Below are 23,667 nucleotides of genomic sequence, written 5' to 3'. Positions count from 1 at the left end.
GTGACGGAGACCTCGCACCCATGCCGACGCCCACCCTGACCCCCGACCAACTGGACGCCAAGGCCGCTCGCCTTCATGACACCGCGGCATGGCAGCAGATCATCACCGGCTGGGAAGCTACGGCCCCCGACCCTGTACGGCCTTCCTCTCCCGCTGCCCCCGGTGCCGCGGAACAGCTGCCGGACCGCCGGCCGACCGACTGGCGCGACCTGCTGTCCGTGCCGGTCGACCAGCTCATCGCCGACTCCGTCCGTGGCCTGCCGGCGACCGCGCCGCGCGAACGGCCGCTTCCCGGGAGGCTGGGCGCGGTGCTCCCGGACCGGCTCCACTCCTGGCGGCGCATCGGCCAGCCCGAGGTACGCCCCTCCACGCACCTCGCCTACGCGAGGCAGATCCTGACCGAATGGGGCTGGCAGAACACCCCGTACCGGCTCCGCAACACACGCGGCGCACGATGCATCTGCGGCGCTCTCCTCACCGCGCACCGCCTGGGCTACGGCTCCCTCGACACCGTGGACCGGGCCGGTGCCTGGCTCGTCGCCGAGTTGCGCTCCCGGGGCTGGACCGGGCTGATCGGGCCCTGGAACCGCTGCCCCGGCCGCACCGCCGCAGATGCGCTCGCCCTGATCGACGCCACCATCACCCGCGCCGCCCGCGCCGGGCAGTGATCACTCCGCCTCTCCCGCAGGCCGCCTGACCACGGCGGCGATACCCGGAGCGCTCTCTCCCTCGTACGAACCCACACGAGCCCGGTCAGAAGGGCTCGTCCAGGCCTTCCGTGTCCTCGCCCTCGTCCTCCAGCGCCTGCCGCACGACGCGCAGGGCCATGCCCTCCCCGTACCCCTTGCGCGCCAGCATGCCGGCAAGGCGGCGCAGCCGCTTGTCGCGGTCCAGGCCACGAGTGGAGCGCAGCTTGCGCGCAACCAGCTCGCGGGCGGTCGCCTCCTCCTGTTCGGAGTCGAGCTGCCCGACGGCCTCGTCGATCACGGCGGAGTCCACCCCCTTGGTACGCAGCTCACGGACGAGAGCGCGGCGGGCCAGTCCGCGTCCGTGATGCCGGGACTCCACCCAGGCGTCCGCGAACGCCGCGTCGTCGATCAACCCGACATCCTCGAAGCGCGAAAGCACTTCTTCGGCTGCCTCATCCGGGATCTCCCGTTTGCGCAGGGCGTCCGCGAGCTGCTTACGGGTGCGCGGTGTCCCGGTGAGCAGGCGCAGGCAGATGTTGCGCGCCTGCTCGACCGGGTCTCGCGGCTCCCCCTTCTCGGCCCTCGACGAGGAAGGGGAGCCGCTGCTCCTGGTGCGGGAGCGGGCACGACGGCCCGCCCCCTCGCCGAATCCGGTGCCCGAGCCCGTGCCACGACCGGGACCGGCCTCCGGCTCGTACTCACCCTCGGACTCGGCCATGTACCCGGCGGCGATCTCGTGACCGGGTCCGGCGTGATGGTCAGTGGCGCTGACCGGCCACTCCGTACGACGCGTCACGGGCTAGCTCTTGGCCGCCGCGGTCTTGGCCGGCTTGGCCTTGCCGGCCGGAGCGGGCACCGACTTCGCGCTGTCGGCCGGAGCTGCGGCACCGCCTGCCGCGTCCGCACCGGACTCGGCGGCGCTGTCATCGGGCCTGACGCCGATGCCCAGCTTCTCGAGGATCTTCTTCTCGATCTCGTTGGCGAGATCGGGGTTGTCCTTGAGGAAGTTACGGGCGTTCTCCTTGCCCTGGCCGAGCTGGTCGCCCTCGTACGTGTACCAGGCGCCCGCCTTGCGGACGAAGCCGTGCTCCACGCCCATGTCGATCAGACCGCCCTCGCGGCTGATGCCCTGGCCGTAGAGGATGTCGAACTCGGCCTGCTTGAAGGGCGGCGCGACCTTGTTCTTGACGACCTTGACGCGGGTGCGGTTGCCGACGGCGTCGGTGCCGTCCTTCAGCGTCTCGATCCGGCGGATGTCGAGGCGCACCGAGGCATAGAACTTGAGCGCCCGGCCACCGGTCGTGGTCTCCGGCGAGCCGAACATCACACCGATCTTCTCGCGGAGCTGGTTGATGAAGATCGCGGTGGTCTTGGACTGGTTGAGCGCGCTGGTGATCTTGCGGAGTGCCTGGCTCATCAGACGGGCCTGCAGACCCACGTGCGAGTCACCCATCTCACCCTCGATCTCCGCGCGTGGCACGAGCGCCGCGACGGAGTCGATGACGATCAGATCGAGGGCGCCGGAGCGGACCAGCATGTCCACGATCTCGAGGGCCTGCTCGCCGTTGTCCGGCTGGGACAGGATGAGGCTGTCGATGTCGACGCCGAGCTTCTTCGCGTACTCGGGGTCGAGGGCGTGCTCCGCGTCGATGAAGGCGACCGAGCCGCCGAGCCTCTGCGCGTTCGCCACCGCGTGCAGCGTCAGCGTCGTCTTGCCGGAGGATTCCGGTCCGTACACCTCCACCACACGGCCGCGCGGCAGGCCGCCGACACCGAGGGCCACGTCGAGGGCGGTCGACCCGGTGGGGATCACTTCGATGGGCTCGTTCGGCCGCTCACCGAGGCGCATCACCGCGCCCTTGCCGAATTGCCGTTCAATCTGTGCGAGTGCGGCGTCCAGCGCCTTCTCGCGGTCGGTTCCTGCCATGGGTTCCACCCGATTTGCTTGAGTCGATCGCTTCACGTCAAAGACGCTAACCCCTGCCACTGACAATGGGCCTCGACGTCCTCCCGGCCTGTGGACAACTCCACGGTCGGGCCCGGGAAAACCCGGCCGGAATCCCATGAGAATGGATGTTCGATTTTGCTGTCAAGCGCACCATGCCGAACCGATCCACACCCGAGCAGCCCCTGACGCTCCGCTGCCGGGCAGTCAAGAACAGGCGATTGACACCATGCTAAATTCCGGCGATATGGGGTCAAAATCGACAGGAAAGGTGGCTCTGGTCGCCGGGGCGACACGGGGTGCGGGCCGCGGCATCGCCGTTCAACTGGGTGCGATCGGAGCGACCGTCTACGTCACGGGACGGACGAGCGGGTCGGAGCGCTCGGAGATGAACCGCCCGGAGACCGTGGAGGAGACTGCGGCTCTCGTGGACGAGGCGGGCGGCTGCGGGATCCCGGTCCGGGTCGACCCATCTGGTGCCCGAGGAGGTCGACGCGCTCTTCGCGCCAGCGCACGAGCTGGAGCCCCACGGTGCGACCGCCGTGTCCCTCACACCCGGCTGGCTGCGGTCCGAGGCCATGCTGGAGGCCCACGGCGTCACCGAAGCGAACTGGCATGACGCGATTGCGCACTCGCCCCACTTCGCCATCTCCGAGAGCCCGGCGTTCGTCGGCCGGGCGGTGGCCGCGCTCGCGCAGGACCCCCGGGTGTCGCGCTGGAACGGCAGGTCGCTGTCGAGCGGACAGCTGGCGAAGGTCTACGGCTTCACCGATCTCGACGGCAGCCGACCCGATGCCTGGAGGTACGTCACCGAGGTCCAGGACCCGGGCCGCCCCGCCGACGTAACGGGCTATCGCTGAGGACCAGAACCCGAGAGACCCGGAAAGCACTGCCGACGAAACGGTCAGGCGAACTCCGGGCCCTCGCGACGAAACGGTCAGGCGCTCTCCGGCTCCGCGGCAGCGCCCTGTCCGCCCTCGCCCCCGCCGCTCCCGTCACCCCTGTCGCTCCCGGAGGCGCGCCAGGAACGGCGCAGCCGCGTGAGCACCGGCTCGCCCCGTCGTCGGCCCCGGCCGTGCATCCGTGGGTCGTCCGTCACGTCATACCGCTTCACATACGCGCCGAGGAACGCCTGGAGCGTGGCGACGGCCGGGATCGCGATCAGCGCGCCCACGGCGCCCATCAGGGCCGTGCCCGCGATGACCGATCCGAAGGCGACCGCCGGATGGATGTCGACGGTCTTGGAGGTGAGCTTGGGCTGCAGGGCGTAATTCTCGAACTGCTGGTAGATCACGACGAAGCCGAGCACCCACACCGCGTACCAGGGGTCGACGGTGAACGCGATCAGCATCGGCAGAGCGCCCGCCAGATACGTACCGATCGTGGGGATGAACTGGGAGACCAGCCCGACCCAGACGGCGAGCGCCGGCGCGTACGGAACGCCGAGGATCACCAGCAGGATGTAGTGCGCGATCCCGGAGACGAGGGCCATCAGACCGCGCGAGTAGAGGTAGCCGCCGGTCTTGTCGACCGCGATCTCCCAGGCCCGCAGGACCTCTGCCTGCCTGGCCGGCGGCAGCACGGAGCACAGGGCGCGCCGCAGCCTGGGGCCGTCGGCCGCGAAGTAGAACGAGAACAGGAAGATCGTCAGAAGACGGAACAGCCCGCCGAGCACGGTGGTGGAGATGTCGAGCACTCCGGTCGCGCTGTTCTGGACGTACTTCTGCAGCCAGTCGGAGTGGAGCAGACTGTCCTGGACCTCGACCCTGGAAAGGTCGGTGTGGAAGGTCTGGTTGACCCAGTTGATCACCGAGTCCAGATACTTCGGGAACTCCTCGACCATGTCGACGATCTGGCCCGCGAGCATCGAGCCGAGCAGCACGACGAAGCCCACCCCGGCGATCAGCACCCCGAGGAAGACCAGGAAGGTGGCGAGGCCGCGGCGCATGCCGCGCGCCGACATCCGGCTCACCGCCGGCTCGATGGCAAGCGCCAGGAAGAACGCGATCAGCACATTGATCAGCAGCCCGATGAGCTGGTCGAACGCCCAGCTGCCGAGCCGGAAGCAGGCGTAGAGCGCCAGGGCGAGAATCATGGCGCGCGGCAGCCACGCGGGCATGCGCACCGGCCCGTTGCCGACGGGCGCGACGGGTGGCGCGGCCGGCGGGACGGGCGGTGTGGAAGGCGGCTGGGTCTGTGCTGTCTCGTCTGTCGGTGCCACGGTTCCAGTCTCGCCTACGGCTGTGACAGGCAAGCGCCCACCCCGGACAACAGCACAGGTCCGTCCGCTGACGGGTCGGAAATCAGTGCAGGTCCGGCCGCTGACGAACCGGAGATCGGCACGTGTCCGCGACGGGCCGGAAGCCGGCGATCGTCCGCGACGAGCCGAGAACCGATGTCTGCCGGCGACGAGCCGGGAGTCGACGCGGGTCGGCCGCGGACCCGGACGTCAGCGCTTGTCCGCGGGGATGCCGACCGCGGTGCAGACACCGCGCCAGACGTCCTTGGTTTCCCAGCCCGCGGCCAGCGCCTGGTACACCGTCTGCCCGCCGAGCTCGGCCATCACATGATCGCGCGCGAAGGAGTCGGCGTACCCCACGCCGAAGTGGTCTGCCATCCGTTCCCAGAAAATCGTCAACCGCATGACCTCAGTATCCCGCTCCTGAGAGTGCAGCCGGGCCGCTACGTCTTGCCGAGAGCGCTTACCGCCCTACGGTCGGTCCATGGCTGGAACCGGAACAAGTCCCCTCAACCGTGCCGAGCAGTTCATTTGGCTCACGGCCCGTGTCCTGGAACAGCGGCGGTTCGCTCATCACTTCCTGGAAGGAAGTGCGGACGCCGTGGAAACCGCACTCGCCGCCTATCTGAACGAGGACGGCGGCTACGGGCACGCGCTCGAACCCGATCTGCGCGGCCCTGTCAGTCAGCCACTGCACACCGCGCACGCCCTCAATGTGCTGGACTCCATCGAGCGCTGCGACGGGTTGCGGGTGGAGCGGATCTGCCGCTTCCTCACCGAGGTGTCGACCAAGGAGGGCGCGCTGCCCGCGCTCCTGCCGACACAGCGCGGCTATCCCGCCGCGCCGTTCATCCCGATCGTCGACAATCCTCCCGCGGAGCTGTTGACCACCGGCCCCGTCGTCGGGCTCCTGCACCGCAACGCGGTGTGGCATGCCTGGCTGTTCCGGGCCACCGATTTCTGCTGGGCCGCGGTGGACGCACTGGACCGGTCGCATCCGTACGAGATCGAGGCGGCCCTCGTGTTCCTGGACGGCGCTCCGGACCGGGCGAGGGCGGAGGCGGCGGCCGACCGGCTCGGGCGGCTGGTACGGGATCAGCGGCTCGCCGTACTGGATCCTGAGCGGCGCGCCGAGTACCCCGTCGCGGCCGGATACGCGCCGGGTGAGCAGCACTTTCCGTACGACTACGCCCGTACGCCCGAGTCACTCGCCCGTCACTGGTTCACCGACGAGGAGCTCTCCCGCTCGCTCGACCACCTCGCGGCCGAGCAGCAGGCGGACGGCGGCTGGCCGGTCAACTGGCGGCAGTGGGCACCGGGGACGGCTCTGGAGGGACGGCCCATCGTGACGCTCAAGGCTCTTCTGACACTGCGCGCCCATGGGCGCAGCCTCGGCTGAGACCCGGTGGCCGGTGCGGGTGCCGGTCAGCCGGCTGCGGACGCTCCGTCGGGCCCGGCAGCTGTGTCGCGCAGCAGCAGGGCCGCGATGGCGAGCGCGGCGCCGCGTGGTGACGACGGATCGAGGCCGGTCAGCTCGGTGAGCTTGGCCAGGCGGTTGTCGACGGTGTTGGGGTGCAGCCCCAGCAGAGCCGCGGTGAGGCGTCGGTCCTGGTGCTGCGCCAGGTGGGTGCGGAGGGTCCGCAGCAGTTCGGGGCGGCCCGCGACGGGGTCCAGCAGGGCGGCGATGCGGTGGCTGCTGGGGCCGGGGCGGGACAGGTGGAATTCGAGGAGTACGTCGTCCAGGACGTGCAGTCCGGGCGGCAGCCCGCAGGTGCGGGCGACCCGGAGGATCTCCACGGCCGTCCGGGACGCCTCGGGGACCGCTTCCGGCGTCGCCGCCGGCACGGCGGCGATCCGGACTTCGGCCCCACAGGCGCGTGTCAGCCGCTCGGCGAGGTCGCCCGGTGGTTCGCATCCCCGCGGTACGACGGCCCGTCCGGCCCCCGCGTCGAAGAGGAAGAGCAGTTCCGCGCCGAATCCCTGGTCGAGCACGGTCTGGATGCGCCGCATCCGGCGCCGTATGGTCACCGCGTTCCCCGGTTCCGGACCGCCGGGTTCCGCACCGCCCTGGTCCGCATCGCCCGGTTCCGCACCTGCGTCGGCCGAGGGTTCCAGGACGACGGCGAGCACGAGCGCGGGCCCGTCGAGGCCGAGCTGCTCAAGCAGGGCGCGGCCGGGTTCCAGCGTCCCGTCGAGAAATCCGCGTATCAGGGAGCGACGCCGCTCGCGCTGTTCCGCCTCCAGCGCGGACCGCTCGTCCATATAGGTCTCGGCCACCGCACCGACCAGGGAGTGGTGCGACCGGAGCAGCAGATCGACCAGTTCGATCAGTGCACCCTCCTCGCCGGGCTCCGCCGTCTCCCGCAGCAACTGCCACAGGACATAGACGCCGAGCGCGTGGCTGCGCAGCAGCAGATGCAGTGGCATTCCCTCCTCCGCGCGCTGCGCCGCCCGCTCCCGGAAGAGGCGGAGCCCGCCCGGACCGGGGTGCGGTTCGGTGACGCGGCGGAGAAAGAGGCGTACGCCGTGCCGGACGGTCGCGGCGATCTCCAGGTCCTTCACATCGTCCGGGAGCCCCGCGTACCCGGGGAGCTGCTCGAAGGACTCACGGGACATGTGCCGCGCCAGCCCATTGACCTTGGGCTCGCAACGCAGGGCGAGGACCCTGGCCCCGTCGGACAGCGTCACGTCGGTGCTCCCTCTCCCCGGAGGATCTTGTGACACGTCACAGTACGCGGCCCGCCGAGGTGTGACGAGAGCGGGTGTCGCAGGTCACCTCCGCAGCCGAGACTCGGGTTCCTGGCCGTCCGCCGTACAGCACCGAAGGAGCCGCGGGTATGACCGAGCACAAGCCGACGGACTATCTCAGCTATATCGACCGGGTGTGGCAGGGCGAGGACACGCTGCTGGCCCACCTGTCCGGGGCGTACACCGGCGCGGAACTGGTGCCCGTGCGCGAGCGGGTCGGATTCCTGCCCGCCTTCGCCAATGTGGCGGTGTTCGACACCGGCGACGGACTGGTGCTGGTGGACTCCGGCGACATACGGACGGCGGCTCCGCTGCACGAGGCGGTCCGCGCCTTCAGCGATCAGCCGGTCAGTACCGTCGTCTATACGCACGGCCATGTGGACCATGTCTTCGGTGTCGCGCCGTTCGACGCGCAGGCGGACAGCGAGGGGCGCCCCCGTCCCGAGGTGATCGCGCACGAAGCGGTCACGGCCCGCTTCGACCGGTACGTCAGCACGGCGGGCTACAACACCTGGATCAACCGCAGGCAGTTCGGCGTACCGTCGCTGGACTGGCCGTCCACCTATCGCTACCCCGACACCACCTACCGCGACCGGATGACCGTCGAGCGCGGCGATCTGACCTTCGAGCTGGTGCACGCCAAGGGCGAGACGGACGACAGCACCTATGTGTGGGTTCCCGAACTCAAGGCGCTGTGCACCGGTGACCTCTTCATCTGGAACACCCCGAACGCGGGCAATCCGCAGAAGGTGCAGCGGTATCCGGAGGACTGGGCCCATGCACTGCGCGCCATGCAGGAGCTCGGCGCCGAACTGCTGCTGCCCGGCCACGGTGTGCCGATCGTGGGCAGGGAGCGGGTGTACCAGGCGCTCGACGACACGGCCCGGTTCCTGGAGTCGCTCTGCGAGCAGACCAGGGACCTGATGAACGCCGGGCACCGGCTCGATACCGTGCTGCACGGCGTGCAGGTGCCGCAGGAGCTGCTGCGGAAGCCCTATCTGCATCCCGCCTACGACGAGCCGGAGTTCGTCGTGCGCAATCTGTGGCGGCTGTGGGGCGGCTGGTACGACCAGAACCCGGCGCACCTCAAGCCGGCCCCGGACGCCGCGGTCGCCACCGAGTTCGCGAACGCCGCGGGCGGCGCGTCCGTGCTGGCGCAGCGGGCGCTGAAGCTGCTGGAGGAGGGTGAGCCGAGGCTCGCCTCGCATCTGGCGGAGACCGCCGCGCTGGCGGCGCCTGCCGATGTGGAAGTGGCACGGATACGCGCACGCGTCTACGGACAGCGGGCGGCGTCCGAGACGTCGACGATGGCCCGTGGGGTGTTCAACTGGGCGGCGGCGGAGTCGGCCGCGGTGGCGGAGGGAACTGACCTGGAGACCGAGCTGACCCGCTCCCCCGACGGCCGGAAACGGGCAGCCGGAATGATCAGCGTCGGTGTCGTGGACGAGGACGAGTGCGGCTGCGGAGTATCCGGGGAGGACGGGTGACAGCGCCTGCCGGGGCCGCCGGCCGGCTCCGGACGGGCGGCGGAACCGCGGGGGCTGAGCGGGCGCGCAAGGGTGCCTGGGGCACCACCTGGCTGCTGCTCGCCTTCATGCTGGTGAACTTCGCCGACAAGACCGTCATGGGCCTGGCCGCCGGCCCGATCCGTGACGAGCTGGGGCTGACCAGGGGTGAGTTCGGCACCGCGCAGTCCTCGTTCTTCGCCCTGTTCAGCCTGGCCGCGCTGGGGGTGTCGTTCCTGACCCGCCGGGTCCGCACGACCGTGCTGCTGCTCGGCATGGCCCTGCTGTGGTCGGTGGCGCAGTTGCCGATGCTGCTCGGCGCCGCCGGTTTCGGGACGCTGGTGGCGACCCGGGTGCTGCTCGGGGCGGCCGAGGGACCGGCCGCCCCGGTGGCGGTGCATCATCTGCACGGCTGGTTCGGGCAGAAGGAACGGACGCTGCCGACCTCCGTGCTGATGGTCGGTGCGGCAGGCGGGGTGGCGCTGTCCGCTCCGCTGCTGACCCTGGTGATCGACGCGTGGGGGTGGCGCTGGGCCTTCGGCGCCGTCGGGCTGGTCGGCCTGGTGTGGGCGGTGTGCTGGTACGCACGGGGCGAGGAGGGGCCGCTCGCGCCACTGTCGGGGGCGGCCTCCTCGGCCGATTCCGACGGGACGGGCCAGGCCGTTCCGTATCGCGGACTGCTGCTCTCCGGCACGTGGCTGACGGCGGCCTTCGGCGCGTTCGCCGCCTACTGGATGCTCTCCGCCGGACTGACCTGGGCGCCCGACTATCTGCACGAGGTTTCGGGGCTGACTTCGAAGCAGTCGGGAGCGGTGGTGACGGCAACCGCCGTCGGCAACGCCGTGGTGCTGCTGACTCACGGGCTGCTGGCGCGGCGGGCCTCCCGAAGGGGAACCGCGCCCCGGCTCCCGGCTGGACTCGGCGGTGGCCTCCTGATGTGTGTGGCCGCCCTGTCGATCGCGGCGTTCGCCGAGGTGGACTCGGTGGGCATGAAGATCGCGCTGATGGTCGGTCCGATGACGCTGACGAATGTGATCCTCACCGTCTCGCAGACGGCCGTCGCAAGGATCACGCCCGCCGGGCAGCGCGGGGTGGTGCTGGGTGCCCTGGCCTTCGTCTACGCACTCGCCGGAGTCCTTTCACCGCTGGTCACGGGCCGGATGGTGGATGCGGCCGCATCCGTGCCCACGGGCTACCACTCGGCGTATCTACTGATGGCCGCACTGGTGGCGGTGGCCGGTGTGCTCGCTGTCTGCTTCCTGCGACCGGAGCAGGACGCGGCACGGCTGGGCGTGACGGAGACCCCGCCGACAGGTCCCGGGGGGCACTGAGACCGGCCGTCCGCGGGTGCGTGTAAGGGGCTCGGTCCCATTGACCGAGCCCCTTACCGAATGCATGCCCCTACCGGATGTCTACCCCGTACGAGAGGCCTGCAAGGCGGGCCTGCCGGGGAAGCACTTGCAGGGGAGATCCATGCGGGCCCTGTACAGAAGGTCTGACGGGCCCCTGTACGGGAGGTCTAACTGAGGGCACGTACCCCTGCGGTGACGACCACGGCGGAGCCCACGACCACGAGGAAGGGCGCACGCAGGACCAGCGCGAGCGCCGCTGCGGCGAGGCCCGCGCCCCTGGCGTCCAGTGCCAGGTACTGCCCGTCGCCGAACGTCTGCTGCGCGGTGAGGGCGGCCAGGAGCGCCACGGGCAGGAGCGCGGCGAGACGTTGGGCGAGCGGACGTTCCAGCACACCGGCGGGTACCAGCAGTCCGAGCAGTTTGGCGAGGTAGCAGCCGACGGCGGTCAGCGCGATGGCGATCCAGACGTTCATCGGTCCTCCTCCGTGGTGGCCGCCGACCGGGTCGTCGTCCGATTCTCGCTCGCAACGGCCGTGTCCCGGTTCTCCTTTGTCGTGGCCGTTCCCCGGCCCGCGCCCTTCCGGCGTCCGCTCAGGAAGAGGACGGCGGGTGCGGCGAGCGCGGACAGCAGGACGGGAACGCCCGCGGGCAGCACGGGCAGCAGGCCGAGCGCGAGCAGGACCGCGATCGCGGCGGTGACGCGTTCCGTGGTGCTCTTCAGCATCGGCGCGAGCAGGGCGAGGAAGACCGCGGGTGATGCCGCGTCCAGGCCCCAGGTGTCGGTGTCGCCGAGCGCCTCGGCACCGAGGGCTCCCAGCAGCGTGGTCAGGTTCCACAGCACGTACAGGGTCAGTCCGGTGACGGCAAAGCCGATCCGTGCCGCGCGCCGGGTCGGCTGCGGCAGTGTCACGGCGGTCGTCTCGTCGATGACCCACTGCGCGGCGAAGGGGCGGAGCGCGCGCGGGAGCGCCAGCAGCTGCGACAGCCGCAGGCCGTAGAACGAGTTGCGTACGCCGAGGAAGAAGGCCCCGGCAGCCGCGGTGTACGGGTTGCCGCCCGCGGCGAGGGCACCGACGAGGGCGAACTGCGAGGCGCCGGTGAAGACGGCGAGGCTGAGCGCGCAGGTCTGCAGCAGGCTCAGCCCGGAACCGGCCGAGGTCACGCCGAAGGCGAAGCCGGAGAGCCCGACGGCTATGCCGACACCGAGCGCATCGCGTACGACGGCCGCGTCCGGCTTCGCCCCGGCCGCGTCCGGCCATGCTCCGGGGCCGGTCGCGTTGCCGGGGGGTGCGTCGGCCGATTCGCCGACGCCCTCTGGGAGTGTTGTTTGTTCTGCCACGCCCGGAACGCTATGTGGGCAGATCGGGACCGGTCTTGTACGTTCTTGCACGTTCGCGCTGGTACGCGCCGGGCGGCACCCCCACGATCCGGGTGAAGTGACGGTTGAGATGCGGCTGATCGGTGAAGCCGACCTCCGCGGCCGCCTGCGCGGGCGCCGTCCCCGCGTCGAGCATCCGCCGCGCCGCCCGCACCCGGGCATCGGTGAGCCAGGCGTGCGGCGGCATCCCGTACTGCTTCTTGAAGGCTCTCAGAAGCGCGAACGGGCTGGTGCCGAGCTCCTCCGCCAGCGCCTCCAGGGTGGGTGGCGCCGCCATCCTGCCCTCCAGCACCGCGCGTGCCCGCGCCGCGTCGCGCGCGCCCGCCGAGCGGGGCGCGCGGGCGGGCAGCGCGCTGCCGTGCAGGCTGAGCAGCCGCGTGACCATGACCCGCAGCACCGTGTCGGCGGCGAGTGCGTTGCCTTCCTCGGCCGCCCGGTGGACCTCGCCGATCAGCCGGGCCGCGTACGGATCCACGACGCTGGTCTCGGTGAATCCGACCGTGCCGCGCAGGCTCGTCGTGTCGGCCGCGATGTCGTTGATCACCTGCGCGGACGGGTACAACGTGGCGTACACCCAGCCTTCGGGCACACCCGCGCGGGCCGTGTGCGGAACCTCCGGGTTGATCATGACAACGGTGCCGGGGCCGGCGTGGACGGTGCCGTCCGGCAGCCCGACGTCCTCCACCCCGCGGCTGATGGTGCCGAAGACATAGCCCTCGTGGCTGTGGCGCGGGAAGGTGTGGCGCACATACCGGGCACGCAGCAGATCGAGGTCGGGCAGTTCCGCGTACTGCCAGTACCTCGCCCACTCCCCCGATCCCGACTCCGGTATCGCCGCCATGCACGAATTCTCGCAGCTCCGGGACAGTGCCGCCGAGAGCGGTCGGGGTCGTTGTCAGTGGCGGGGTGCACGATGGGGGGCATGACCGGCTCAGCGCTCGATTCGTTCTCACCCGCGACCCGCGGCTGGTTCGCGGGTGCCTTCAGTGCGCCCACCGCCGCGCAGGAGGGTGCCTGGCGAGCGATCGGCGAGGGTTCGGACGTGCTGGTCGTCGCGCCGACCGGCTCCGGCAAGACCCTCGCCGCGTTTCTCGCCGCGCTGGACGCCCTGGCGTCCGTCCCGCCGCCCGCCGAGGCGAAGGAGCGCTGCCGAGTGCTGTACGTGTCGCCCCTCAAGGCGCTCGCGGTCGATGTCGAGCGCAACCTCCGCTCGCCGCTGACCGGTATCCGCCAGGAGTCGGTGCGCCTGGGGCTGCCCGAGCCCGAGGTCCGGGTGGGGATCCGCTCCGGCGACACCCCGCCCGCCGAGCGCCGCTCGATGGCGACCCGGCCGCCGGACATCCTGATCACCACCCCCGAATCGCTGTTCCTGATGCTGACCTCGTCCGCCCGGGAGGCGCTGTCCGGTGTCGAGACGGTGATTCTCGACGAGGTGCACGCCGTGGCGGGCACGAAGCGTGGCGCCCATCTCGCCGTGTCGCTGGAGCGTCTCGACGAGCTGCTGCCGCGTCCCGCTCGGCGGATCGGCCTGTCGGCGACAGTCCGTCCGGTCGACGAGGTGGCACGCTTCCTCTCGCCCCGGCGCAAGGTGGAGATCGTCCAGCCGCCGTCCACCAAGCAGTTCGACCTGTCGGTGGTCGTGCCGGTCGAGGATCTGGGCGAGCTCGGCGGCTCCCCCGCCACCGACCCCGACCAGGCCGGCCAGGCGGACAAGCCGTCGATCTGGCCCCATGTCGAGGAGCGGATCGTCGACCTGGTCCAGCAGCACCGCTCCACCATCGTCTTCGCCAATTCCCGCCGCCTGGCCGAGCGGCTGTGCAACCGGCTCAACGAGATCGCGTACGAGCGGCTCACCGGCGAGACGATCGCCGAGTCCAGCTCCCCCGCCGAGATCATGGCCGAGTCCGGTGCGGCGAAGGGTGCCCCGGCGCTGCTCGCCCGTGCCCACCACGGTTCGGTCTCCAAGGAACAGCGCGCCCAGGTCGAGGAGGATCTCAAGGCGGGCCGGCTGCCGGCCGTCGTCGCCACCTCCAGCCTGGAGCTGGGCATCGACATGGGGGCGGTCGACCTCGTGATCCAGGTGGAGTCGCCGCCCTCGGTGGCCTCCGGCCTGCAGCGGGTCGGCCGGGCCGGACACCAGGTCGGTGCGGTCTCCACCGGAGTGGTCTTCCCGAAGTACCGGGGCGATCTGGTGCAGGCCGCCGTGGTCACCGAGCGGATGCGCGAGGGCTCCATCGAGGCGCTCCGGGTCCCGTCCAACCCACTGGACGTGCTGGCCCAGCAACTGGTCGCCATGGTCGCTCTGGACAGCTGGCAGGCGGACGACCTGCTGGCGGCGGTCCGCCGCGCCGCGCCCTTCGCCGCACTGCCCGAGTCCGCGTTCACCGCCGTGCTGGACATGCTCGCCGGTCGCTACCCCTCCGACGCCTTCGCCGAGCTGCGCCCGCGTGTGGTCTGGGACCGGGTGGCCGGTACGGTCACCGGCCGCCCGGGCGCACAGCGGCTCGCCGTCACCTCCGGGGGAACGATTCCCGACCGGGGGCTCTTCGGGGTCTTCCTCGCGGGCGCCGATCCCAAGAAGGGCGGCGGCCGGGTCGGTGAGCTCGACGAGGAGATGGTGTACGAGTCCCGGGTCGGCGATGTCTTCACGCTCGGCACCACGTCCTGGCGGATCGAGGACATCACGCGCGACCGGGTCCTGGTGTCGCCCGCCCCCGGCGTTCCCGGCCGGCTGCCGTTCTGGAAGGGCGACCAGCTGGGCCGCCCGCTGGAACTGGGGCGTGCGCTTGGGGCGTTCCTCCGCGAGATCGGCGGACTGTCGCAGGAGGACGCCCGCGAGCGCCTGCTCGCCGCCGGTCTCGACACCTGGGCCGCCGACAACACCCTGTCGTACATCGACGAACAGCGCCGCGCCTGCGGCCACGTGCCGGACGACCGGACCATCCTCGTCGAACGTTTCCGTGACGAGCTGGGTGACTGGCGGGTAGTGGTCCACTCCCCGTTCGGCGCGCAGGTGCATGCCCCGTGGGCGCTGGCGCTGAGTGCCCGCCTCGCCGAGCGGTACGGCATGGACGCCCAGGTGATGCATGCCGACGACGGCATCGTGCTGCGGCTGCCCGACGCCGACCTGATGGGCCTGGACCTCCTGGACTTCGATCCAGCGCAGGACCTCGCCCTGGACCCGGCTCAGGATCCGGCACCGCTGCCGGGCCTCTCGTACGACAGTGAACAACCACCGGTCGGCGCCGCGGATGTGACGTTCGAGCAGGGCGAGATCGGTCAGATCGTCACCGACCAGGTCGGCGGATCGGCGCTGTTCGCCTCCCGGTTCCGCGAGTGCGCGGCCCGCGCCCTGCTGCTGCCGCGCCGCAGCCCCGGCAAACGCACCCCGCTGTGGCAGCAGCGCCAGCGCGCCGCGCAACTGCTCCAGGTCGCGTCGGAGTTCGGCTCCTTCCCGATCGTCCTGGAGGCGGTCCGCGAATGCCTCCAGGACGTCTTCGACGTCCCCGGGCTCACGGAACTCATGGGCGACCTCGAAGCACGTCGCGTCCGCCTGGTCGAAGTGACCACCCCGGAGCCCTCGCCCTTCGCGCGCTCGCTCCTGTTCGGCTACGTCGCCCAGTTCCTGTACGAGGGCGACTCGCCCCTGGCCGAACGGCGGGCCGCCGCCCTCTCCCTCGACTCCCATCTCCTGGCGGAGCTCCTCGGCCAGGCGGAGCTGCGCGAGCTGCTCGACGCAAATGTCCTGACCGAGCTGGAGCAGGAGCTCCAGTGGCTGACCGAGGACCGCCGGATCAAGGACGTCGAAGGCGTTGCCGACCTCCTCCGGGTCCTCGGACCGCTCACCGACGAGGAGTTGACGGAGCGCGGCGCCGACCCGTCATGGGCTCCGGAGCTGGCCGCAGCCCGCCGGGCCATCCGGGTCCGGATCGGTGGAGCCGACCACTGGGCCGCGATCGAGGACGCGGGCCGCCTGCGGGACGCGCTGGGCACCGCCCTCCCGGTCGGCGTCCCCGAGGCGTTCACCGAACCGGTGAAGGACCCTCTCGGCGACCTACTCGGCCGATACGCCCGTACGCACGGCCCGTTCACCTCCACCCAGGCCGCCACCCGCTTCGGCCTCGGCACCGCTGTCACGGACGGGGCGCTGCAACGGCTCTCCGCGTCCGGCCGGACCGTCCAGGGCGAGTTCCATCCCGCCGGTATCGGCCAGGAGTGGTGCGATGCCACCGTGCTGCGCCGGTTGCGCCGCCGTTCGCTCGCCGCGCTCCGCCACGAGCTGGAGCCCGTCCCGCCCGCCGCCCTCGCCGGCTTCCTTCCGCAGTGGCAGCACCTGGGCAGCAACAGCCTGCGCGGAATCGACGGACTGGCCCGCGCCATCGAGCAGTTGCAGGGCGCGCCCGTCCCGGCGTCGGCGCTGGAGAAGCTGATCCTGCCTGGCCGGGTCACGGGCTACACCCCCGCGCTGCTCGACGAGCTGACCACCACCGGCGAGGTCGTCTGGGCCGGCGCGGGTGCCCTCCCGGGCAAGGACGGCTGGCTGTCCCTCTACCTCGCCGACAGCGCGCCCCTGCTCCTCCCGCCCCCGCACCCGCTGGAACTCAGCGCGTTGCACGAATCCGTCCTGACCGCCCTGAGCGGCGGATACGGGCTGTTCTTCCGGCAGATCGCCGATCAGGTCCGCGCCACCACGCATCCGGACTGCACCGATCCGCAACTCGCCGATGCCATCTGGGAGCTGGCCTGGTCGGGCCGGCTCACCAATGACACGCTCGCCCCGCTGCGTTCGCTCCTCGGCTCCGGCCGCACGGCGGGGTCGACCGCCCACCGCGCCAGACGGAGTGTCCCGCGCGGGCGTTACGGCTCACTCACCTCCGCCGCTCGGCCCGCGTCCCGCACCGGCCCGCCCACCGTCTCGGGCCGCTGGTCCCTGCTGCCCGCCATCGAACCCGACCCCACACACCGTGCTCATGCCCTGGCCCGCACACTCCTCGACCGCCACGGGGTGGTGACCCGCGGCGCGGTCCAGGCCGAAGGCGTCGAAGGCGGCTTCTCCGCGACGTACCGCATCCTGTCCGCCTTCGAGGACAACGGGCAGGCCCGGCGCGGGTATGTCGTCGAGGGCCTGGGGGCGGCGCAGTTCGCGATGGACGGCGCGGTGGACCGGCTGCGTGCCACGTCCACCGCCCGCGACCGTACGGAGCCGGGTGCCGCGCCCCACGCCCTGGTGCTCGCCGCGGCGGACCCGGCCAATGCGTACGGTGCGGCGCTGCCCTGGCCCGAGCCGCCGGACGGCGCCGGGCACAAGCCCGGCCGCAAGGCGGGCGCCCTGGTGGTGCTGGTCGACGGCGAGCTGGCGATGTACATGGAGCGCGGCGGCAAGACACTGCTGGCCTGGCCGACCGACCCGGACGACCCGGCTCTCCTCGCGGCAGCAGGGGCGCTGGCGGCGGCCGCCCGCGCGGGGGCGCTCGGCACGGTCACGGTGGAGCGCACCAATGGCGCGTCGTCCCTGACCTCCCCGCTGGGCCGCACGCTGGAGGCAGCCGGCTTCCTCGCAACCCCGAGGGGTCTCCGCCTGCGCGCCTGAACCAGCGGCACCCCCACTCCTCGCACACCGGCCGTGCCGTCGGCACGGCCGCACACCACACCGCCAGCACCGTCGGCCACACACCGCACCGCCAGTACCGTCGGCCGCACCCCGTACACCCCCCGTACGCCGCTCCCCACCCCACACCGTCCTGCAGACCGCCAAGCGTCTGCACACCGCACTCGCCGGTCAGGTCCTCATCCGCTCCGACCTGCGCGTCCCCCGATTCGCCACCGCCGATCTCACCGGCCGGACGATTCTGGACGTCACCTCTCGCGGCAAGCATCTCCTCACCCGCATCGAGGGCGGCCTGACCCTTCACAGCCACCTCCGGATGGACGGCGCCTGGCGCGTCTACGCCACGGGCGAGCGCTGGCGCGGCGGGCCCGCCCACCAGATCCGCGCCGTCCTCGCCAACGCAGAGCACACCGCCGTCGGCTACCGGCTGCCCGTCCTCGAACTGCTCCGCACCCGGGACGAGGAGAGCGCGGTCGGTCATCTCGGCCCGGATCTGCTGGGGCCCGACTGGGACCCCGACACCGCTCTGCGCAATCTGCTCAGCACCCCCGACCGCTCTCTCGGCGAAGCCCTGCTGGACCAGCGCAATCTGGCCGGAATCGGCAACATCTACAAGGCCGAGCTCTGCTTCATGGCCCGCGCCACCCCCTGGCTCGCCATCGGCGAACTGACCGCCCCCACCGCCGCCCGCCTGATCACGACGGCCAAGCAACTACTCGAAGCCAACCGCGACCGCCCCATGCGCACAACCACCGGCACAGCCCCGCGCGGACACGGCCCGAAGGACCGGCTCTGGGTCTACGGCAGGGCCAACCGCCCCTGTCTGCGCTGCGGCACCACCATCCGCACCGCGGACCAGGGCGCCCGACCCACCTACTGGTGTCCGCGCTGCCAGTCGGGCCCCACAAGTTAGTTGACGATCCGTCAGCTCCAGTCGTACCGTCCGGTCATGCTTCTCACCGCGTACGACCTCACGGGCCGCTCCGCGTTCATCACCGGCGCGGCGGGCGGCATCGGCCGAGCCTGCGCCGTCCTCCTCGCGGCCGCGGGCGCCATCGTGCACTGCGCGGACCTCGACGAGAAGGGCCTGCTGGAAACGCGGGACCTGATCGCCGAGGCGGGGGGCGCATCGCACATCCACGTCCTCGATGTCACCGACCGCAGTCGGGTCGGGGCCGCGGTGGCCGCCGCGGGCGACCTCGACATCCTGGCCGCCGTCGCCGGAATCATGCACACGAGCAGCGTCCTGCAGACCTCGGACGAGGATCTCGACCGCATCCTCGCGGTCAATTTCAAGGGCGTGCTGTACGCCTGCCAGGAAGTGGCCCGCAGCATGATCGCGCGCGGCGCCCCCGGCTCACTGATCACCATGGCCTCGGGAGCGGTCGATTCCGCCGGCCCGGGACTGCTCTGCTACAGCGCGGCCAAGGCGGCGGTCGTCCAGCTGACGAAGACGCTGGCGACCGAACTGGGGCCGCACGCGATCCGCGTCAACACCGTCGCCCCGGGCTGGATCCGCACGCCCATGACCGCCCGCCACGACGCGGACCGGCAGCACCGCGTGGAGGCGGCGATGGCGCGGATCTCCCCGCTGGGGCGGGTGGGCGAACCCGAGGACGTCGCCCACACCGTGCTCCACCTCGCGTCCGATGCCTCGGCCTTCATGACCGGCCAGATCCTCCGCCCGAACGGCGGCGTAACCATGCCCTGGTAGCCCGCCGGCCCCGCTCCGCGCACCGCGTCCCGACAACGAACCAGCGGCCCGCCGACCGCGCCCCGGCAGTCGGCCACCGAGCCGCACCCGCTTCCGCGCCCCCACCGCCCCTGTCCGCGGCGCCCCCACCGCCCTTGTTCGCGCCGCCCGCACCCGCCGACCCGGCAGTCGCGGCCACATGCACGGGCAGCAGACTCAGTCCCCATCCGCCCGCCGCCACCGCACCCTCGACAAGCCCCGCATGGGCCGGTTCCAGCACGAGCCGCAGCACGGCCCACCACCACACCCCGCCGAGAACGAGCGCCGGCACCCATCGCCGTACCATGGCTGCCTCCTCCGGCCGAACCTAGTGCGGCGCACTCACCCGGCGGGAGAGCGCATCGGCGCACCACCGGCGCGCTGCGCGCAACCGCAGACGGTTGCACGCTCTTGTCCGGATCTCCAGGGCCTGCTGCCGCACGCTCCTGCCCGGAACTCCAGGGCCTGCCGCGCCGGATCGGACCCCGCTACCGCCGGGGACTCCGGTGCAGGACCGGAACACACTCCCCAGCGCGAAGCAGGAGGGCGCGATGACGCTGCGCCACGGGCCGGCGTTCCGCCCTCCGCAGTCTCGCCCGGCAGCGCCCGGGCCGCATCCAGAACCAGCGGCACCACGACACCACCGAGCCCCCACCGTTTCGAGTGGGGGCCCGGTGAACGCGGTCAGCGCTCGTCGCGGCGCAGAGAGTCCTTCATGCCTTCCGCGCGCTTCTCGGCATCGCTCATGGCGTCCTTGGCCCGGCCCTTGGCCTGGTCCGTCTTGCCTTCGGCCTCCTTGCGCCGGTCGCCGGTCATCTTGCCCATGGCTTCCTTCGCCTTGCCCTTGATCTTGTCCTTGGCGCCTTCGTCAACCATTGCGACTCCTTCGGGTAGGGGGATGTCTCTCTGCCTCGTTCAGGGCCTCGACCGCGTCCGTGCCCTCGGGGCCCAGCCTTGGGACACGACGGCGATCACGGAGGGCCGCTCAACCGCAGACATACGATCCGATCCGGCAGCTCTTCCGTTCGACATCACCCACGATGACACAAACGAAACAAATCGGTCATTCGAGGATTCGCCCGATCCCGTCCGCGACCCCGGGCATGCAGAAACCCCGGCCGCCCCCTCAGGGGGACGACCGGGGCTCCGATTCACACCGGACCACGCGGGTCAGGCGGCGACGACATCCACCGCTTCCGCGGGCGCCTTGATGGTCACCCGTCCCGTCGGCACGCCTGCCACCGACGTCACGGAGACGGAATTGAGCATTGGCCGCACCGGCACAGGCACCGGATCGCTGGCTGCTGCCGACTCGGCCAGTTCGGCCAGCGACAGCTCATCGCTCACTTCACGCATGAGCTCGGACATCCGTACGTCAAGCGCGTCGCAAATGGCGGAGAGCAGCTCGGAGGATGCCTCCTTCTGCCCCCGCTCCACCTCGGAGAGATAGCCGAGCGAGACTCGGGCGGACGAGGAGACTTCGCGCAGAGTACGGCCTTGGCGCTGGCGCTGCCGACGCAGCACGTCACCAAGCAGGCGACGGAGCAGAATCATCGGTGGCTCCCTCCTCGGACCGCGTAGCCGCATCCTTCACGCCCTACCGTACCGCCTTGCGCCGCGGCCGTGCGGGGAGCGATGTCGTGTTCACTCAGGGCTGCAAACATCAATTCCCCCCGTTCTGTTCCGTATCCTGTGCCCTTGCATTCTTGCCGAGTTCGGCGGAGAGCAACTCGAGCACGCTCCGTACGCTCTCTTCACGGATGTCCGCCCGTCCGCCGTTCAACCTCAGCTCGGCCATATTCTCCACGCCGTCCGGCCCGGCCACCGCGACATAGACCGTTCCCACAGCCTTGCCGTCCTGCGGCTCGGGGCCCGCGACCCCGGTGGTGGCCAGGCCCCAGTCCGCCCCGAGAACACGGCGCACACCTGCTGCCATCTGCCGCGCCACCTCCGGGTCGACCGCACCGCGCTCCGCCAGCAGGACGCCGTCCACACCCAGGACGTCCCGCTTCAGGGGCGTTGCGTACGCCGTCACGGAGCCCCGGAAGGACTGCGAGGCACCCGGCACGGAGGTCAGCTCCGCCGCGACCAAACCGCCGGTCAGCGACTCGGCGACGGCAAGGGTCTGCCCACGCTCCACGAGCAGCTCCAGCACCCTGGCCGCGGCAGTCACCGCTCGGCCTCCGCCGAATCACGGCTTCCCGTGGCCACCGCGCCCGCTGCGTCCGCCGCGGCGGCCCGCTCCGCCGCGAGCCCCTTGCGGCGCAGTACGACGGCCTGGCGCACATAGTCGAGCCCGGTGACGACCGTCAGTACGACGGCCACCGCCATCACCCAGAAGCGCAGGGTGGCAAGTGGACCGGTCAGCGCCAGGACGTACATCCCGACGGCCGTCCCCTGTGCCAGGGTCTTCATCTTCCCGCCGCGACTGGCCGGAATCACCGCATGCCGTATCACCCAGAAGCGCATCAGCGTGATGCCGAGTTCGCGGAAGAGGATCACGCCCGTGACCCACCAGGGCAGATCGCCGAGATACGAGAGACAGATCAGCGCCGCACCCATGATCGCCTTGTCCGCGATCGGGTCGGCGATCTTCCCGAAGTCGGTGACCAGGTTGTAGGTGCGCGCCAGATGACCGTCGAACAGGTCGGTGATCATGGCGATGGCGAAGGCCGCCCAGGCGAACGACCGCCAGACCGGGTCGTACCCGCCGTTGTGCAGCAGCAGCAGCACGAAGCCGGGCACCAGCACCAGCCGCAGCATGGTGAGCAGATTGGCGATGTTCCACAGGCTGGCCTGATTGACGGCCGCAGTGCCCAGCTTGCCGCCGCGGACCGGCTTCGCGCCGGAGCCGCCTGCCGCGGATGCCGGGGCTCCCGTCATCTGGCCGCCTCCACGAGTTCGGAACACTCGGCCACCAGGTCCACTCCTTCGGTGCCCACAACCTTTGCCTCGACCATAAGGCCGGGCACGAGGCCGTCGCGTGTGGTGAAGAGCACCTGGCCGTCCGTTTCGGGTGCCTGGTGCGCCGCACGCCCCACCGCGCCGTCCTCGTCGTCCACGGACTCGACCAGCACCTGGAGCGACTCGCCCAGGCGCTCCTCGGCACGCTGCGAGGTCAGCTCCTCGGCCAGCTGCGAGATGTGCGCGAGCCGCTCGGCGATGACATCGGCGTCCAGCTTGTTCTCGTAACCGACCGCCTCGGTGCCCTCCTCGTCGGAGTAGCCGAAGACGCCGATGGCGTCGAGCCGGGCACCGGTGAGGAAGCGTTCCAGCTCCGCCAGGTCGGCCTCGGTCTCGCCGGGGAAGCCCACAATGAAGTTGGAGCGGGCACCGGCCTGCGGCGCCTTGGTCCGGATGGTGTCCAGCAGTTCCAGGAACCGGTCGGTGTCACCGAAGCGGCGCATCGCCCGCAGCACACCGGGGGCCGAGTGCTGGAAGGACAGGTCGAAGTACGGCGCGACCTTCGGCGTCGCGGTCAGCACGTCGATGAGGCCGGGCCGCATTTCGGCCGGCTGGAGATAGCTGACCCGGATCCGCTCGATGCCCTCGACGTCGGCGAGCTCCGGCAGCAGCGTCTCCAGCAGCCGGATGTCGCCGAGGTCCTTGCCGTACGAGGTGTTGTTCTCGGAGACCAGCATGACCTCCTTGACGCCCTGCTCGGCCAGCCAGCGGGTCTCCTGCAGCACGTCCGAGGGGCGCCGCGAGATGAAGGAGCCGCGGAAGGACGGAATGGCGCAGAAGGAGCAGCGGCGGTCGCAGCCGGAGGCGAGCTTCACCGAGGCGACAGGGCTGGTGCCCAGCCGCCGGCGCAGGGGCGCCCGCGGCCCGGAGACCGGGGCGACGCCGTCGGGGAGGTCCTCCGGGGCGGGGGCCGGTGCGGCCTCCTGTGCGTGCCCGGGCAGGGCCACGGCCGCGTCCTGCCGCTCGGCCGGGCTGATCGGCAGCAGCTTGCGGCGGTCGCGCGGGGTGTGCGAGGCGTGGATGCCGCCGTTGAGGATGGTCTGGAGGCGGTCGGAGATGTCGGCGTAGTCGTCGAAGCCGAGGACGCCGTCCGCCTCGGGCAGGGCCTCGGCGAGGTCCTTGCCGTAGCGCTCGGCCATGCAGCCGACCGCGACCACGGCCTGGGTTCTGCCGTGGTCCTTCAGATCATTGGCTTCGAGCAGGGCGTCGACGGAGTCCTTCTTGGCGGCCTCGACGAATCCACAGGTGTTGACGACGGCGACATCCGCGTCGGAGGCGTCCTGGACGAGCTCCCAGCCGTCCGCTGCCAAGCGGCCTGCGAGCTCCTCCGAGTCCACCTCGTTACGGGCGCAGCCAAGAGTGACAAGGGCGACGGTACGGCGTTCGGGCATGGGCTCAAGACTACTTTGTCCCGGCACTCGCCCTGCCGCGCAGGGTTCCACCGTTACACCGAGTAACAAATGCGGCGAGCGCCCGGCAGGATTGCCGGGCGCTCGCCGTGTCGTCG

20 protein-coding genes and 2 pseudogenes are annotated in these 23,667 nt (G+C 71.2%); 8 read left to right on the top strand and 14 right to left on the bottom strand.

Features of this window, described 5'->3' with window-relative positions; all coding sequences use genetic code 11:
* Nucleotides 1-20 precede the first annotated feature (20 nt).
* Entirely contained in the window at nucleotides 21-668 is a 648-nt protein-coding gene (locus OG978_RS30255) for a DUF6197 family protein (RefSeq protein WP_326768226.1), read from the top strand.
* An 85-nt stretch (nucleotides 669-753) separates the two neighbouring features.
* On the opposite strand, the gene recX is transcribed toward OG978_RS30255, so the two are convergent.
* Nucleotides 754-1,485 (bottom strand): recombination regulator RecX, encoded by a 732-nt coding sequence (gene recX / locus OG978_RS30250; protein WP_442817765.1) that lies wholly within the window; start codon nucleotides 1,483-1,485, stop codon nucleotides 754-756.
* A 3-nt stretch (nucleotides 1,486-1,488) separates the two neighbouring features.
* The gene (recA, locus tag OG978_RS30245) at nucleotides 1,489-2,616 is read right to left on the bottom strand and encodes a recombinase RecA (RefSeq protein WP_326768225.1); all 1,128 of its coding nucleotides are present in this window, start codon (nucleotides 2,614-2,616) and stop codon (nucleotides 1,489-1,491) included.
* A gap of 265 nt (nucleotides 2,617-2,881) precedes the next feature.
* On the opposite strand from recA, the pseudogene OG978_RS30240 reads away from it, so the two are divergent.
* Nucleotides 2,882-3,494: pseudogene (locus OG978_RS30240) on the top strand (hypothetical protein).
* 77 nt (nucleotides 3,495-3,571) lie between these two features.
* Here the strand turns inward: OG978_RS30240 and OG978_RS30235 are convergent.
* Together OG978_RS30235 and OG978_RS30230 are read right to left on the bottom strand one after the other, a co-directional pair.
* The gene (locus tag OG978_RS30235) at nucleotides 3,572-4,753 is read right to left on the bottom strand and encodes an AI-2E family transporter (RefSeq protein ID WP_326770213.1); all 1,182 of its coding nucleotides are present in this window, start codon (nucleotides 4,751-4,753) and stop codon (nucleotides 3,572-3,574) included.
* Between the two features lie 330 nt (nucleotides 4,754-5,083).
* Nucleotides 5,084-5,278, bottom strand: a complete 195-nt coding sequence (locus OG978_RS30230) for a DUF3046 domain-containing protein (protein ID WP_326768224.1) — start codon at nucleotides 5,276-5,278, stop codon at nucleotides 5,084-5,086.
* Between the two features lie 79 nt (nucleotides 5,279-5,357).
* On the opposite strand from OG978_RS30230, the gene OG978_RS30225 reads away from it, so the two are divergent.
* The gene (locus OG978_RS30225; protein WP_326768223.1) at nucleotides 5,358-6,272 is read left to right on the top strand and encodes a hypothetical protein; all 915 of its coding nucleotides are present in this window, start codon (nucleotides 5,358-5,360) and stop codon (nucleotides 6,270-6,272) included.
* Between the two features lie 26 nt (nucleotides 6,273-6,298).
* Here OG978_RS30225 and OG978_RS30220 read toward each other — a convergent pair whose 3' ends face one another.
* Nucleotides 6,299-7,561 carry a PucR family transcriptional regulator gene (locus OG978_RS30220; protein ID WP_326768222.1) on the bottom strand — a complete coding sequence of 421 codons (1,263 nt, stop codon included), beginning with the start codon at nucleotides 7,559-7,561 and terminating at the stop codon, nucleotides 6,299-6,301.
* 149 nt (nucleotides 7,562-7,710) lie between these two features.
* Between OG978_RS30220 and OG978_RS30215 the strand changes: the two genes are divergently transcribed.
* Together OG978_RS30215 and OG978_RS30210 are read left to right on the top strand one after the other, a co-directional pair.
* A complete protein-coding gene (locus tag OG978_RS30215; protein WP_326768221.1) occupies nucleotides 7,711-9,108 on the top strand; it encodes an alkyl sulfatase dimerization domain-containing protein in 1,398 nt (465 codons plus the stop codon).
* On the top strand, nucleotides 9,105-10,457 hold the full coding sequence (locus OG978_RS30210) for an MFS transporter (protein ID WP_326768220.1): 1,353 nt from the start codon (nucleotides 9,105-9,107) through the stop codon (nucleotides 10,455-10,457). Before OG978_RS30215 ends, OG978_RS30210 begins: the two co-directional genes overlap by 4 nt.
* A gap of 188 nt (nucleotides 10,458-10,645) precedes the next feature.
* On the opposite strand, the gene OG978_RS30205 is transcribed toward OG978_RS30210, so the two are convergent.
* Genes OG978_RS30205 through OG978_RS30195 form a run of 3 tightly spaced genes read right to left on the bottom strand, consistent with a single transcriptional unit; the run spans nucleotide 10,646 to nucleotide 12,697 of the window.
* Nucleotides 10,646-10,951, bottom strand: a complete 306-nt coding sequence (locus tag OG978_RS30205) for an AzlD domain-containing protein (RefSeq protein WP_326768219.1) — start codon at nucleotides 10,949-10,951, stop codon at nucleotides 10,646-10,648.
* A complete protein-coding gene (locus tag OG978_RS30200; protein ID WP_326768218.1) occupies nucleotides 10,948-11,817 on the bottom strand; it encodes an AzlC family ABC transporter permease in 870 nt (289 codons plus the stop codon). The genes OG978_RS30205 and OG978_RS30200 overlap by 4 nt, the downstream gene beginning before the upstream one ends.
* A gap of 10 nt (nucleotides 11,818-11,827) precedes the next feature.
* Entirely contained in the window at nucleotides 11,828-12,697 is an 870-nt protein-coding gene (locus tag OG978_RS30195) for an AraC family transcriptional regulator (RefSeq protein WP_326768217.1), read from the bottom strand.
* An 81-nt stretch (nucleotides 12,698-12,778) separates the two neighbouring features.
* Between OG978_RS30195 and OG978_RS30190 the strand changes: the two genes are divergently transcribed.
* The 3 genes from OG978_RS30190 (at nucleotide 12,779) to OG978_RS30180 (ending at nucleotide 19,178) form a co-directional block, all read left to right on the top strand.
* A complete protein-coding gene (locus tag OG978_RS30190) occupies nucleotides 12,779-17,446 on the top strand; it encodes a DEAD/DEAH box helicase (RefSeq protein ID WP_326768216.1) in 4,668 nt (1,555 codons plus the stop codon).
* Nucleotides 17,447-17,597: 151 nt separating this feature from the next.
* Entirely contained in the window at nucleotides 17,598-18,377 is a 780-nt protein-coding gene (locus tag OG978_RS30185) for a DNA-formamidopyrimidine glycosylase family protein (RefSeq protein ID WP_326770212.1), read from the top strand.
* Between the two features lie 36 nt (nucleotides 18,378-18,413).
* Complete coding sequence (locus tag OG978_RS30180) at nucleotides 18,414-19,178, top strand: SDR family NAD(P)-dependent oxidoreductase (RefSeq protein WP_326768215.1); 765 nt, start codon at nucleotides 18,414-18,416, stop codon at nucleotides 19,176-19,178.
* A gap of 130 nt (nucleotides 19,179-19,308) precedes the next feature.
* On the opposite strand, the pseudogene OG978_RS48380 reads toward OG978_RS30180, so the two are convergent.
* The 6 genes and pseudogenes from OG978_RS48380 to rimO form a co-directional block, all read right to left on the bottom strand.
* Nucleotides 19,309-19,503 (bottom strand): annotated as a pseudogene (locus OG978_RS48380) (hypothetical protein); the annotation flags it as partial.
* A gap of 377 nt (nucleotides 19,504-19,880) precedes the next feature.
* Nucleotides 19,881-20,072 carry a CsbD family protein gene (locus OG978_RS30170; RefSeq protein ID WP_326768213.1) on the bottom strand — a complete coding sequence of 64 codons (192 nt, stop codon included), beginning with the start codon at nucleotides 20,070-20,072 and terminating at the stop codon, nucleotides 19,881-19,883.
* A 294-nt stretch (nucleotides 20,073-20,366) separates the two neighbouring features.
* On the bottom strand, nucleotides 20,367-20,750 hold the full coding sequence (locus OG978_RS30165) for a helix-turn-helix domain-containing protein (RefSeq protein ID WP_018105285.1): 384 nt from the start codon (nucleotides 20,748-20,750) through the stop codon (nucleotides 20,367-20,369).
* Nucleotides 20,751-20,859: 109 nt separating this feature from the next.
* Nucleotides 20,860-21,369 (bottom strand): CinA family protein, encoded by a 510-nt coding sequence (locus tag OG978_RS30160; RefSeq protein WP_326768212.1) that lies wholly within the window; start codon nucleotides 21,367-21,369, stop codon nucleotides 20,860-20,862.
* Complete coding sequence (pgsA, locus tag OG978_RS30155; protein ID WP_326768211.1) at nucleotides 21,366-22,079, bottom strand: CDP-diacylglycerol--glycerol-3-phosphate 3-phosphatidyltransferase; 714 nt, start codon at nucleotides 22,077-22,079, stop codon at nucleotides 21,366-21,368. The genes OG978_RS30160 and pgsA overlap by 4 nt, the downstream gene beginning before the upstream one ends.
* The gene (rimO, locus tag OG978_RS30150) at nucleotides 22,076-23,551 is read right to left on the bottom strand and encodes a 30S ribosomal protein S12 methylthiotransferase RimO (protein ID WP_326768210.1); all 1,476 of its coding nucleotides are present in this window, start codon (nucleotides 23,549-23,551) and stop codon (nucleotides 22,076-22,078) included. Before rimO ends, pgsA begins: the two co-directional genes overlap by 4 nt.
* Nucleotides 23,552-23,667 lie beyond the last annotated feature (116 nt).

It is taken from the genome of Streptomyces sp. NBC_01591 (assembly GCF_035918155.1).
Lineage (GTDB): Bacteria > Actinomycetota > Actinomycetes > Streptomycetales > Streptomycetaceae > Streptomyces.
The sequence above is the reverse complement of the archived record's forward strand: the minus strand, read 5'-3'. Positions and strand labels throughout refer to the sequence as shown.

Excerpts from the sequence above, each read along its gene's own strand:
- OG978_RS30255 (WP_326768226.1), top strand. The coding sequence starts at position 21 with ATGCCGACGCCCACCCTGACCCCCGACCAACTGGACGCCAAGGCCGCT.
- recA (WP_326768225.1), bottom strand. The coding sequence starts at position 2,616 with ATGGCAGGAACCGACCGCGAGAAGGCGCTGGACGCCGCACTCGCACAG.
- OG978_RS30235 (WP_326770213.1), bottom strand. The coding sequence starts at position 4,753 with ATGCCCGCGTGGCTGCCGCGCGCCATGATTCTCGCCCTGGCGCTCTAC.
- OG978_RS30230 (WP_326768224.1), bottom strand. The coding sequence starts at position 5,278 with ATGCGGTTGACGATTTTCTGGGAACGGATGGCAGACCACTTCGGCGTG.
- OG978_RS30225 (WP_326768223.1), top strand. The coding sequence starts at position 5,358 with ATGGCTGGAACCGGAACAAGTCCCCTCAACCGTGCCGAGCAGTTCATT.
- OG978_RS30215 (WP_326768221.1), top strand. The coding sequence starts at position 7,711 with ATGACCGAGCACAAGCCGACGGACTATCTCAGCTATATCGACCGGGTG.
- OG978_RS30205 (WP_326768219.1), bottom strand. The coding sequence starts at position 10,951 with ATGAACGTCTGGATCGCCATCGCGCTGACCGCCGTCGGCTGCTACCTC.
- OG978_RS30195 (WP_326768217.1), bottom strand. The coding sequence starts at position 12,697 with ATGGCGGCGATACCGGAGTCGGGATCGGGGGAGTGGGCGAGGTACTGG.
- OG978_RS30190 (WP_326768216.1), top strand. The coding sequence starts at position 12,779 with ATGACCGGCTCAGCGCTCGATTCGTTCTCACCCGCGACCCGCGGCTGG.
- OG978_RS30180 (WP_326768215.1), top strand. The coding sequence starts at position 18,414 with ATGCTTCTCACCGCGTACGACCTCACGGGCCGCTCCGCGTTCATCACC.
- OG978_RS30170 (WP_326768213.1), bottom strand. The coding sequence starts at position 20,072 with ATGGTTGACGAAGGCGCCAAGGACAAGATCAAGGGCAAGGCGAAGGAA.
- OG978_RS30165 (WP_018105285.1), bottom strand. The coding sequence starts at position 20,750 with ATGATTCTGCTCCGTCGCCTGCTTGGTGACGTGCTGCGTCGGCAGCGC.
- pgsA (WP_326768211.1), bottom strand. The coding sequence starts at position 22,079 with ATGACGGGAGCCCCGGCATCCGCGGCAGGCGGCTCCGGCGCGAAGCCG.
- rimO (WP_326768210.1), bottom strand. The coding sequence starts at position 23,551 with ATGCCCGAACGCCGTACCGTCGCCCTTGTCACTCTTGGCTGCGCCCGT.